Genomic DNA, 12728 nt, shown 5'->3' with positions numbered 1-12728 from the left:
CTATTTTCTCGAAAGTTGGTTAGTGATTTCATAAAGTGCAATTCCCGTCGCTTGTACCACGTTCATACTACTGTTATGTCCATACATGTTAATATGAAGCACAGCGTTAGAAGCTTTTAACATTAATTCTGAAATCCCAAAATTCTCATGACCTACAATCAAAATAATTGGCTTATCAAGTTTAAAGTTGAATTGGTGTAGTGGAAGGCTTTGCTCTGAAATTTCAAGACTTACAATGATATAATTTAAATTTTTGAATTCCTCAACTACAGAAAGTGCATCGCTTTCAACACGGTATTTCATATAATTTTCTGTAGAACGGGACGTTTTGGTCATGCGTCTTCCGATAGGAATATGTTCGCCACAAAAGATAAGCTCTTCAACACCAAAGGCGTCAGCTATACGAAACAAGCTACCAATATTGGGTGCGTTGGTTACATTGTCGCACAATAAAATAATTGGAAATTGCTGTTTTTTGAAATTGTTTTGCTCATGCGATAATTGCATACTGTCAATTTTCAAAAGCATACTTTACAATATTTGCGCCCATTTTAAGCGCCTTTTCACGAACATCCTGCGGATCGTTATGCACATCTGGATCTTCCCAACCATCACCTAAATCGGATTGTAAAGTAAACAACAAAACTAGTCTCCCTTCATAAAAAATACCTAAAGCTTTAGGAGGCAGCCCATCGTGTTCATGGATTTTCGGCAAGCCATTTGGGAAATTAAAAGCCTGATTAAAAATCGGATGGTTTGTTGGCAATTCGATAAGTTCGTTATTCGGAAATAATTTTTCAATTTCCTTAGTAACATAAGGTTCCATACCATAATTATCATCAATATGCAAAAAACCTCCTGACACTAAATAATTTCTGAGATTTTCAATATCGTCGTCACTAAAAAACACATTGCCGTGACCAGTCATGTGTAGCAAAGGATACTGAAAAATATCAGTACTATTGGGCTCTACAACCTCTGGTTTTAAATTCATCGTGGTATTAATATTGGCATTACAGAATTTTATAAGATTTGGAACAGCCGTAGGATTGCTGTACCAGTCGCCACCACCTTTATATTTTAAAACAGCTAAATCTTGGGCACTTAAAGTACTTGCGAAACTCACCATTAGCAGCATGATTAAAAGCCTAGGAAATACAGTTAAGGTTGATTTCATTTTTATGATTCACTCATTAATACTAGTGTGTGACAGGCTACAATTGCAGCGGTTTCTGTGCGTAATCTTGTGTTTCCCAAAGTTACTGGAATATACTTATTTTGAATTGCCATTTCAATTTCTTTAACAGAAAAATCACCTTCAGGGCCAATCAAAAGGGTGACTTCTTGATTGGGTTTAAATTGTGATTTCAAAGATTGTTTACTACTGTTTTCACAGTGTGCTATAAAACATTGATGTTTGGGTGGTTGTGAAATAAATTCCACAAAATTGGTGAGTGGTTTTAATTCGGGCAAATAATACTGAAGCGATTGTTTCATCGCCGACTGAAGTATTTTCTCGAACCGTTCAGATTTTATTACGCGTCTTTCACTATTGTCGCACAAAATTGGCGTTATTGAGGTGATGCCAATTTCAGTAGCTTTTTCTAAAAACCATTCAAAACGATCGTTCATTTTGGTTGGTGCAACAGCCAAGTGGATTTTGAATTTAGCGGGTTCAAAAAATGTTGCGTTTACAATTTTAGCAGTACAACTTTTTATATGGTCGCTCACAATTTCAGCAGAAAATAACCAGCCTTTACCATCAGTGATTTCAAGCAAATCACCAGACCGTTTTCGCAATACTTTAACGATGTGTTGACTTTCCTCTTTAGAAAAGGATATGAGCTTCGAATCTTTTGTTAAATCTGGATTATAAAACAGTTGCATTATCTAGTTGCTTGCGAATATTTAAGCACCTTAATTTCCTCTATCATTTTAGGCGCATGAGTTTGCAAAATTACATAATACCAGTTGCGCTCGGGTAAATCTATGGTGTAAATACTGTTGATATCATTATTGTTAATAATGGCATCTTCAAATTCTTGCACCACTTCGCCATGGGTAATCCAACCCAAATCGCCACCGCGTTTCGCATTTTGATCCATTGAATATTGATTAGCCAAATCGGCAAAAGGAATACCAGATTTATATTGATTGATAATGGATTGGCGCTTGTTTTCAATGTCTTGATAAGAAAGCTTTGTTCCGTCAAAATAAATGTAACTCACACGGTAATAGGGTACATCGTAACGGTCTACGATTTTATAGATTATTTTTTCAACGTTGTTTTCATACACCTTTTTACTCCCTAATCCTTTTTCAAACAATTCGTTGGCGAGGGCTGTGTTGTGTTTTTCTTTGTTGAAGGTAATTACAGAAGCTGTTTTATAGGTTTTTGTAAAGGTTTGCGCTTGTTCTACTGAAGCAATAGAATCAATTTCTGTCTCGATTAAATTTTGCGACCAAGCGCCGATGGTACAAAGTAGAAGGGTAGGTAATATTAATCTCATATTTTAAAGTTTTGGGTTTGAACAAAACAACAAAAAAAATGTTTGAATATTCATAAAACGCGTATTGGTTATTAACAGAGCTTTTAACAAAAATCGAATTATATCTTCAATCGTGAACTAGCCATCACATTTTGATTGCTGAAATTGCCTTCCTGAAATTTAAGATAACCCACAATACCTATCATCGCGGCATTATCCGTAGTGTATTCAAATTTTGGGACGTAGGTGGTCCAACCGTATTTTTGTTCGCCATCTTTTAAGGCTTTTCTAATACCGGAATTTGCCGAAACACCACCACCAATAGCAATATGTGTAATACCGGTTTGTTTCACGGCCAACTTTAACTTATCCATCAAAATTTGAATAATGGTATATTGAATGGAGGCGCAAATATCGTTAAGATGCTGAGCTATAAAATCAGGATTCTGTTTGGTTTCCTTTTGAATAAAATAAAGAATAGCTGTTTTTAAACCTGAGAAGCTAAAATTAAGTCCATCAACTTTCGGTTTGGTAAATTTAAAGGCCTTAGGATTTCCTTGTTGCGCCAGTTTATCAATTTGCGGACCTGCGGGATAACCAAGTCCTATTATTTTACCACTTTTATCAAAAGCTTCACCAACGGCATCGTCAATGGTTTCGCCTAAAACCGTCATATCAAAATATGAATCGACCCGCACAATTTGCGTATGACCGCCTGAAATGGTCATGGCTAAAAACGGAAATGGTGGCATATTAAAACCATCTTCTTTTATGTAATGAGCTAAAATGTGCGCTTGCATGTGGTTTACTTCAATAAGTGGAATATTTAAACCCAGCGATAAAGATTTGGCAAAAGAGGTTCCAACCAAGAGCGACCCCATTAAACCAGGACCACGGGTAAAAGCAATGGCATTTAAATCTTTTTTACCGATTCCAGCCTTTAAAATGGCCTGGTGCACCACCGGGACAATATTCTGTTGGTGCGCTCTAGATGCAAGTTCTGGAACCACACCACCGTATTCGGCATGTACTTTTTGACCTGCAATAACATTGCTCAATACCACGTTATTGCAAAGCACGGCAGCAGCTGTATCATCACAAGAAGATTCAATAGCCAGTATATATATTTTTTGTGAATTCATTAGGTGCTTTTAGGCACAATAATTGTTAATTTTGAAGCATCAATTGCCTATATTGGCTTACTTAATAGCCAATGTGCAAATTTAAAATTTTAAGTAACATTTAATACATTATTTCCTATCATAAAACGCGCTTTTAAAATATTGTATAAGCTCGTGGCAATTGTGCTGCTTCTCTTCATTATTTTAATGCTGGTTTTAGCCATTCCATTTGTTCAAACAAGTCTGGGAAATTACGCTACTAAGAAAATTAATGAACAATATAAAACTAATATCAATATCGATAAGGTGGCTTTGCGCTTTAATGGCGATGTTAGCTTAAAAGATGTTTATATTGAAGATTATAAACAAGACACGCTTATTTTCGTTAGAGACATCAAGGCTTCCATAGTTAATTTTAAAAATCTATATAGTGGGAAACTTAACTTTGGTGATATAAATTTAGAAGCACTTGAGTTTAATATCGTAACCTATAAGGGTGAAGAGAATACCAATCTAGATGTTTTTGTGGCTAAGTTTGACGATAACAAGCCAAGAAAGGAGCCAAGTGATTTTTTGTTTTCTTCAAGCGATATTTCAATCAACAACGGTCATTTTAAATTGGTCGATGAAAATGATGAAACTACAGATATTTTAAATCTAGATAATGTTTTTATCAATGCAACCAACTTTTTAATAAACGGTCCCAATGTATCTACCAGAATAAATACACTAAGTTTTAATAGTAAACGCGGTGTTTCGGTTAAAAACATGACCACAAATTTCGAGTATGGTCTAGATCATATGGATTTTAAGAATCTTAATATTAAAACCGAAAATTCTATGTTAAAAGGCAATTTACGATTTGATTATGAGCGTGAAGACCTGCAATTTTTCGAGGATAAAGTGCAAATAACAGCGAATTTTAAAGATTCGGAAATTAGACTTGACGAACTCAATAAATTTTATAATGAATTCGGCACCGAACAACAAGCCAAGTTAGCAGTTGAATTAAGTGGTACTTTAAATGATTTAACCGTAAAAAATTTACAATATTCTTCTACCACCAACACACGGATTGATGCGGATATAATTTTCAAAAACCTATTTAGCTCCGACAGAGATTTATTTTCAATGGATGCAAATTTCAGAAATTTAGCATCAAACTATTATGATTTAAAAGCTATTTTTCCAAATCTGCTTGGCGAGGCTATACCTACAGTTTTTAACAAGCTTGGACGTTTTTCTATGCGCGGTCCTGCCTATATAACAACTTCGACTATAATAACTAATACCGAAATAAATACCGAAATTGGCTTTATTTCATCTGATTTAAAATTAATTAAAGTGGATGATATTGACTATGCTTCTTATGTAGGAAGGCTTGTGTTTAACGACTTTAATCTAGGTGTGTTACTTGAAGATAATACTTTTGGAACAACCTCATTCAATTTAAATGTAGATGGCCGTGGCTTTAAGTTAGATAATTTAAAAACCAAAGTTCAGGGTTTTATTTTTGAACTCAATTATAACAAATATCAGTACAACGATGTTTATGTTTCAGGATCGTTAGGAGACCGAATATTTAACGGTATTTTGAAGGTAAATGATGAAAATTTTAAATTGGATTTTGATGGTCTGGCCGATTTCTCACAAGAAGTAAAAAACTACAACTTTAACGCCGATGTTTCTTATGCAAATCTCAAAGAACTTAATTTTGTAACAAGAGATTCTATTGGAATATTTAAAGGAAAGATTTCAGTTTCAGCCAGTGGTTCTTCTATTGATGACGCTTTTGGTACTATAAACATTACAAATACCACTTATACAAACGAAAACGATTTGTATTATTTTGAGGATTTCGTCATAAATTCACAATTCGAAAAAAATAAAAGGACCTTAGCTGTAAACTCACCCGATATTGTTGAAGGTTATATTATTGGCGATTTTAAATTTCTCGATATACCTAAGCTGGTTCAAAATTCATTGGGTCATATATATACCAATTATCAACCTTTCGAAATTAAGAACGAACAATTTTTAGATTTTGATTTTACGATTCACGATAAAATTGTGAACGTATTTTTTAAAGATATTAAGTTTAGTGAAAATACCAGTATCAAAGGGCGTATCGAAACCGATGCCTCTCGCTTTAAGCTTATCTTTAAAGCGCCTTTTATTGGATATACTGAAAAGTATAATGCCGAAAACATTTCCTTTAACATCAATAATTCAAATCCAGTCTACAATACATATATAAAAATAGACTCTTTAAGTAACAATATTTATAATTTTTATGACTTTAATCTGATCAACGTTACTGCCAGAGATACTTTGTTTATCCGAACAGAATTCAAGGGCGGTATTGGTAATGTAGATAATTACAACCTTAATCTATTTTATACCATAGATGATAACAACGACTTTGTAGTTGGGCTGAAAAAATCTGATATGAATATCAAAAATTATAAATGGGACATCAACAAAAACAACGACTTAACTAATAAAATAGTTTTTGACAAGGACCTTAAAAATTTCAATATCAATCAAATAGTTATCAATCATGAAGACGAAGAAATGTCTCTTTATGGTAGGATACGAGACTCGACATATAAAGATTTAACCTTGAGTTTTAACGAGATTAGTTTAGAGAAAATAACGCCCAATATTGACAGTCTTTCTGCCAAGGGCGATATAAATGGCTATTTAAGATTAACCCAATTAGATGGTGTTTATTTACCTAGTTCAGACTTAATGGTGACCAATCTTGAGGTGAACAAGCATCAATTGGGAACACTTAGTGCACTGATAATGGGCGATGAGTCTTTAACCAACTATACCGTTGATGTATTGTTGCAGAATGATAACCTTAAATCCCTTGAAGCAAAGGGTAATATTAATTTTGGAAAAGACAATAAAAGTTTAAATGTTGCTGTAAACTTTGATGAGTTTTTAATAGATCCACTAAACCCGCTTGGCGAAGGGGTTATAAGTGATATTAGAGGTTTGGTTTCTGGGAGTGCGGTGATAAGCGGCGAAATGGCAAACCCAAGTATCGACGGTGAGTTGTATATGGACAGAACTGGCTTAAAAATTCCCTATTTAAATGTTGATTATGGTTTTGATTTTGATTCGAAAGTTATTTTAAAAGGCCAACAGTTTATATTTGATAATGTTGCCCTAACCGATACCGATTTCTTTTCAAATGGATTCTTAAACGGCACTATAAGTCATACTAATTTCACCGATTGGAAGTTAGATCTGCGTTTGAATACCGATAGACTCCTAGTTTTAAACACCGAAGAAACAGAGGAATCACTCTATTACGGTACTGGATATATTGCTGGCACCGCTACAATTGCAGGTCCAACTAATGCCTTAGTAATTGCCGTAAATGGTAGTACTGCTAGAGGAACTGTTTTCAATATACCGCTTAACGACATTTCAAGCTTTGGTGACAATACTTACATAAAATTTTTAACTCTTGAAGAAAAACAAGCGCGCATTTTAGGTGAATTTAGAGAAGATGTATTGGTTTCGGGTCTCGAGCTGGATTTTGATTTGGACGTCAATCAAAACGCTTTAATTGAAATTGTTATCGATAAAGAATCGGGCAGTACCATAAAAGGTCGCGGCTCGGGTAACTTATTATTCGAAATAAATACCACTGGAAAATTTAATATGTGGGGCGATTTTTCTGTATTTGAAGGTATTTACAATTTTAGATATGGTGCTTTTGTACAAAAAGAATTTAATGTTGAGCCAGGCGGTACCATTGTATGGGATGGTGAACCTTTAGATGCCCGAATCGATTTAAAAGCTATCTATCGAACGGATACAAACCCGTCTATTCTATTAGATAATCCAACTACGCAAACCATTCCAGTTAATCTCGAAATAAATCTGTCAGGTAAATTAGAACAGCCAAATCCAGAGTTCGATTTCTCATTTCCATCCGCAAGTTCGGTGGTTAAATCAGAATTAGAATACAGATTATCATCCAAAGAAGAACGTGATAAGCAAGCTTTATATTTATTGGCTACTGGCGGATTTGCACAAGGTGTAAACGATTTTAATATTACAGGGACCATTACCGAAAGACTCAACGGGATTATTAGTTCATTGATTGGTAATCAAGATGGAAATTTTAATCTCGGGCTTAATTACCAAATGGGTGCCGATGGCCCAGATTTACAAACAGACGATAGGTTTGGTGTAACCTTGCAAACAAAAATTTCGGATAGGGTGTATTTAGATGGTAAGGTTGGTGTACCTATTGGAGGGGCAAGCGAAACGGTAATTGCAGGTGATGTTCAAATAGACTTTTTATTGAATCAAGATGGCACTTTAAGAGCAAAAGTTTTCAACCGTCAAAATGAAATTCAAAACTTTGGTGAAGACATTGGCTACACGCAAGGCTTGGGAATTTCGTATAATGTAGAATTTGATACCTTTAAAGAATTGATTCGAATCATATTTAAAGGCAAAACAAAATTACCTCTAACAGATACCACCAAATCAACTTCCGAAAAAAAAGATGACAACTTACCCGATTTCATAAGTATGAAATCAGCTGACACCAGCAAAAAAGAGCGGTAATGTTATGAATTATCTTTATTTTTTGTAAATAGTTATCAACGAAAACGTTTGAATAATTATTAAGGAGGAAATAAATGATAAATGTCAATTTTTTCTAAGTTTAGTTTCTTAATTTTACTATTATTAGAAATAAGTTTATGAGTAAAACCATTAAAAAAATAGGGGTGATGACCTCTGGAGGAGATTCTCCTGGAATGAATGCCGCCATCAGATCGGTGGTTCGTGCTTGTGTCTATCACAACATTGAATGTTATGGAATTTATCGAGGTTATGAAGGCATGATTGAAGGTGATTTCATTTTATTAAATGCTAGAAGTGTGAAGGGCATTATTAACAAAGGTGGTACTATTCTTAAATCAGCGCGATCTAAGGACTTTAGAACTTACGAAGGCAGAAAAAAAGCACATGAACAACTTACCAAAGCTGGAATTGATGCCTTGGTAGTGATAGGTGGTGATGGTAGTTTTACCGGGGCAATGATATTTAGCGATGAGTTTGATTACCATGTAATTGGAATTCCCGGCACTATCGATAACGATATATTTGGAACAACGCACACCTTAGGTTTTGATACTGCTTGCAATACAGTGGTTGATGTAATCGATAAAATTAGAGACACAGCCAGTTCACACAACCGCTTATTTTTTGTGGAAGTAATGGGAAGAGATGCTGGTCATATTGCTTTAAATGTTGGTGTTGGTGCTGGCGCAGAGGAAATTTTAATCCCTGAAGAAGATTTAGGTTTAGATCGTTTGTTAGAATCTTTAAGACGCAGCAAGCAATCAGGCAAATCATCAAGTATTGTAATAGTAGCTGAAGGCGATAAAATAGGAAAAAGTGTATTCGAATTAAAAGATTACGTTGAAGCACACATGACGGAATATGAAGTGCGCGTTTCCGTTTTAGGCCATATGCAACGAGGCGGATCTCCATCTTGTTTTGATCGTGTATTAGCCAGCAGAATGGGCGTAAAGGCCGTGGAGAGCTTACTAGAAGGTAAAAACAAATACATGGTTGGTTTAATTAAAGACCAAATGACGCTTACGCCTTTAGAAAAGGCCATTAAAGGACAATCAAAAATAGATTTAGAATTATTACGAGTATCAGATATCTTAACAATTTAAGATCTGAGTATAGTATCATATTTATATTATTAACAGACAATAAAACTTAAAAACATGTCACATTTAAAATTAGGAATCAACGGATTTGGAAGAATAGGAAGATTAGTATTAAGAACCGCGATGGAACGCAATGACGTTGAAGTAGTAGGAATAAACGATTTGTTAGACCCTGATCATTTAGCTTACTTATTAAAATATGATTCAGTTCACGGTAAATTTAACGGAACAGTTGAAGTTAAAGGTGGCCATTTAGTAGTGAATGGTAAAACTATTCGAATAACTGCAGAGCGTGATCCTAAAAATTTAAAGTGGAACGATGTTAATGCCGATGTAGTTGCAGAATGTACTGGAATTTTCACCACTTTAGCAACCGCACAGTACCATATTGATGCAGGTGCTAAAAAGGTAGTAATTTCTGCACCAAGTGCCGATGCGCCAATGTTTGTAATGGGCGTAAACCATAAAGAAGCTAAGGCTTCACAAACAATTGTATCAAATGCTTCTTGTACTACTAATTGCTTAGCGCCAATTGCTAAGGTATTAAACGATAACTTCGGAATTGAAGAAGCTTTAATGACCACAATTCACGCTACAACTGCAACCCAATTAACTGTTGATGGTCCATCTAGAAAAGATTTTAGAGGTGGTAGAAGTGCGCTTCTAAATATTATTCCTGCCTCTACAGGTGCCGCCAAAGCAGTAGGTAAAGTAATTCCAAGTTTAAACGGAAAACTTACAGGGATGGCGTTTAGAGTACCAACAGCTAACGTTTCAGTAGTTGATTTAACTGTAAAATTAGAAAAAGAAACTTCCTACGATGCTATTAAAAAAGTATTTAAAGCAGCTTCCGAAGGAGAAATGAAAGGTGTTTTAGGATATACTGAAGATTTGGTGGTGTCTCAAGATTTTATGAGTGATCCAAGAACTAGTATTTTTGATGCTGATGCAGGAATTGAGTTAAATTCTAAATTCTTTAAGGTAGTATCATGGTATGACAATGAGTTTGGATTTTCCAATAAAATGGTAGATTTAGCACAACATATCAATTCACTTTAATTTAGATTATTAAATATAAATTCCGTAATGCATAGTTTTCATTGCGGAATTTTTCTTATAGCACAACTATGATTTTAATTACTGATGGCGGATCGACCAAATGCGACTGGATTGCAATGGATGGCAGCGGCAAACAATTGCAAGAAAAAATTAGAACAAAAGGTCTAAATCCTGCAATTTTAAGCGAAAAAAAACTTCATAAAATTGTTTCTAAAAGTGAGGAACTTATAGCCTTGGCTAAAGACGTGAAGCATGTCTATTTTTACGGTGCTGGCTGTGGTACCGAAAAACCAAGGTTAGCTCTAAAAGGTGTTCTTGAAAGCCTGTTTCCCAATGCACTTGTCGATGTTCAAGAAGATACCATGGCGGCAGTAAGAGCCAGTATAAATAGTCCAGATGAAGCAGCCGTTGTTTGTATTATGGGTACTGGTAGTAATTGCAGCTATTTTGACGGCGATAAGTTACACCAACGCGTGAAAAGTTTGGGCTACACCTTAATGGACGAAGCAAGCGGTAATTATTATGGAAAACAACTCATCCGTGATTACTATTTTAATAAAATGCCTGAAACCATCAAAATTTCATTTGAGCACAAATACAATCTCGATGCCGATTTTATAAAATATAACCTCTACAAACAACCCAATCCTAATGCTTATTTAGCCAATTTTGCTGAATTTATGTTTTTAAATAAGGATGCCGCCTATATGAAGGATTTAATAAAAACTGGTTTTAAGCTCTTTACTGAAAACATGATTTTACAATTTAAAGAAGAACTCAAAACCTGTCCAGTGCATTTTGCAGGCTCAATCGCTTATTTCGCCCAAGATGAAATTAGAGAAGTAGCGGCAGAGTATGGCTTTAAGGTTGGTAATTTTATTAGACGACCCATTGAAGGTTTGGTTAATTACCACAGTAATCAGCTACATTAATGGAAATTGCAATTATCGCTCATGACGGTAAAAAAGCTGAAATGGTTCAGTTTTTAAATGAAAACAGAAGTATTTTAGATCAAAAACGCGTTCAACTCGTTTCTACAGGAACAACAGGCGAAAAGGTAAGAGCAGCTGGTTTTGAAGTAACTGCATTATTATCGGGTCCAAAAGGTGGTGATGCGCAAATTGCAGCACGGGTGGCCGAAGGCAAATGCAATATGGTGATATTTTTTAGAGATCCACTAGATAAACACCCACATGAACCAGATATTCTAATGTTAATGCGATTGTGTGATGTTCACAATGTTCCTTTAGCTACCAATCCTTCAAGTGCTGGATTACTAATTAAAGCAGTTTAATTAAACACATTATTTTCCTGCTCAGCAACTCTAATAAAGGTAGTGCGCTTTGTCAACTCTTTTAGTCTTAATGCACCAACGTAAGTACAGGTGCTTCGCAGTCCACCCAAGATATCATTAACAGTTGATGTTACTTCTCCACGATAAGGCACCTCCACCGTTTTTCCTTCGCTGGCTCTATAATTAGCAACACCACCAACATGTTTCTCCATGGCTGTAGTTGAACTCATTCCGTAGAATTTTTTGAATTTTTTTCCATTCCGTTCTACTAAATCGCCACCACTTTCGTCATGACCGGCCAACATTCCTCCAAGCATTACAAAATCGGCTCCAGCTCCAAAGGCTTTGGCAACATCACCAGGTGTGGAACAACCACCATCACTAATAATTTGACCACTCAAGCCGTGCGCCGCATCAGCACATTCAATAATAGCCGATAACTGCGGATAGCCAACACCAGTTTTAACGCGTGTAGTGCATACACTTCCAGGGCCAATTCCAACTTTAACAATATCCGCACCAGAAAGAATAAGCTCTTCCGTCATTTCACCAGTTACCACATTTCCGGCTATTATGGTTTTATCAGGAAACTGCTTTCGAATCGATTTTACAAAATCTACAAAATGCTGTGAATAACCATTGGCAACATCAATACAAATGAATTTTAAATCGGAATTGAGTTTAAAAATATCATGAAGCCTTTGAGTATCTTTTTTACCAGTTCCGGTACTAACAGCTATTGCGTTTACAATATCTTTTGGGCTAGAGTTAAAAAAGTCTTGCCACTGTTGTAAATCGTAATGTTTGTGGATAGCAGTAAAGAGATGGTGCTTAGAAAGCGCTTTTGCCATTTCAAAGGTGCCAACTGTATCCATATTGGCAGCCATAATTGGTACGCCATTCCAACCATCTTTGCTGTTTACAAAAGAAAAATCTCTAACTAAAGTAACTTGGGATCTACTTTTAAGTGTTGAGCGTTTGGGACGTATCATAACGTCCTTAAACCCTAGTTTGATATCATTTTCTATGCGCATAACAATGGCCTTAA

Annotated in this window: 11 protein-coding genes; 5 read left to right on the top strand and 6 right to left on the bottom strand. The window is 35.3% G+C overall.

Going from position 1 to position 12728, the window contains the following annotated elements; genetic code table 11:
• The 5 genes from V7Z48_RS04065 to tsaD form a co-directional block, all read right to left on the bottom strand.
• Positions 1-507: a TrmH family RNA methyltransferase gene (locus V7Z48_RS04065; protein ID WP_334112117.1), complete on the bottom strand. Its 507-nt coding sequence runs from the start codon at positions 505-507 to the stop codon at positions 1-3.
• 4 nt (positions 508-511) lie between these two features.
• Positions 512-1138, bottom strand: coding sequence for a DUF4159 domain-containing protein (locus V7Z48_RS04060; protein ID WP_428849833.1), 627 nt, complete (start codon positions 1136-1138; stop codon positions 512-514).
• A gap of 41 nt (positions 1139-1179) precedes the next feature.
• Positions 1180-1887, bottom strand: coding sequence for a 16S rRNA (uracil(1498)-N(3))-methyltransferase (locus V7Z48_RS04055; protein WP_334112115.1), 708 nt, complete (start codon positions 1885-1887; stop codon positions 1180-1182).
• A complete protein-coding gene (locus V7Z48_RS04050) occupies positions 1887-2510 on the bottom strand; it encodes a peptidylprolyl isomerase (protein ID WP_334112114.1) in 624 nt (207 codons plus the stop codon). The genes V7Z48_RS04055 and V7Z48_RS04050 overlap by 1 nt, the downstream gene beginning before the upstream one ends.
• A gap of 98 nt (positions 2511-2608) precedes the next feature.
• Positions 2609-3631, bottom strand: a complete 1023-nt coding sequence (tsaD, locus tag V7Z48_RS04045) for a tRNA (adenosine(37)-N6)-threonylcarbamoyltransferase complex transferase subunit TsaD (RefSeq protein ID WP_334112113.1) — start codon at positions 3629-3631, stop codon at positions 2609-2611.
• A gap of 162 nt (positions 3632-3793) precedes the next feature.
• On the opposite strand from tsaD, the gene V7Z48_RS04040 reads away from it, so the two are divergent.
• The 5 genes from V7Z48_RS04040 (at position 3794) to V7Z48_RS04020 (ending at position 11680) form a co-directional block, all read left to right on the top strand.
• Positions 3794-8206 (top strand): translocation/assembly module TamB domain-containing protein, encoded by a 4413-nt coding sequence (locus V7Z48_RS04040; RefSeq protein ID WP_334112112.1) that lies wholly within the window; start codon positions 3794-3796, stop codon positions 8204-8206.
• Between the two features lie 137 nt (positions 8207-8343).
• Positions 8344-9330 carry a 6-phosphofructokinase gene (pfkA, locus tag V7Z48_RS04035; RefSeq protein ID WP_334112111.1) on the top strand — a complete coding sequence of 329 codons (987 nt, stop codon included), beginning with the start codon at positions 8344-8346 and terminating at the stop codon, positions 9328-9330.
• Between the two features lie 54 nt (positions 9331-9384).
• Entirely contained in the window at positions 9385-10386 is a 1002-nt protein-coding gene (gene gap, locus V7Z48_RS04030; RefSeq protein WP_334112110.1) for a type I glyceraldehyde-3-phosphate dehydrogenase, read from the top strand.
• A 68-nt stretch (positions 10387-10454) separates the two neighbouring features.
• A complete protein-coding gene (locus V7Z48_RS04025; RefSeq protein WP_334112109.1) occupies positions 10455-11318 on the top strand; it encodes an N-acetylglucosamine kinase in 864 nt (287 codons plus the stop codon).
• Positions 11318-11680, top strand: a complete 363-nt coding sequence (locus tag V7Z48_RS04020; RefSeq protein ID WP_334112108.1) for a methylglyoxal synthase — start codon at positions 11318-11320, stop codon at positions 11678-11680. Before V7Z48_RS04025 ends, V7Z48_RS04020 begins: the two co-directional genes overlap by 1 nt.
• Here the strand turns inward: V7Z48_RS04020 and V7Z48_RS04015 are convergent.
• Positions 11677-12714 carry a GMP reductase gene (locus V7Z48_RS04015; RefSeq protein ID WP_334112107.1) on the bottom strand — a complete coding sequence of 346 codons (1038 nt, stop codon included), beginning with the start codon at positions 12712-12714 and terminating at the stop codon, positions 11677-11679. The two genes, V7Z48_RS04020 and V7Z48_RS04015, sit on opposite strands and share 4 nt — an antisense overlap.
• Positions 12715-12728 lie beyond the last annotated feature (14 nt).

Origin of the sequence: Paucihalobacter sp. (genome assembly GCF_036825875.1) — a bacterium.
In the GTDB taxonomy this organism is placed as follows: Bacteria; Bacteroidota; Bacteroidia; order Flavobacteriales; family Flavobacteriaceae; genus Paucihalobacter.
This window is presented reverse-complemented; position numbering and strand designations above follow the sequence as displayed.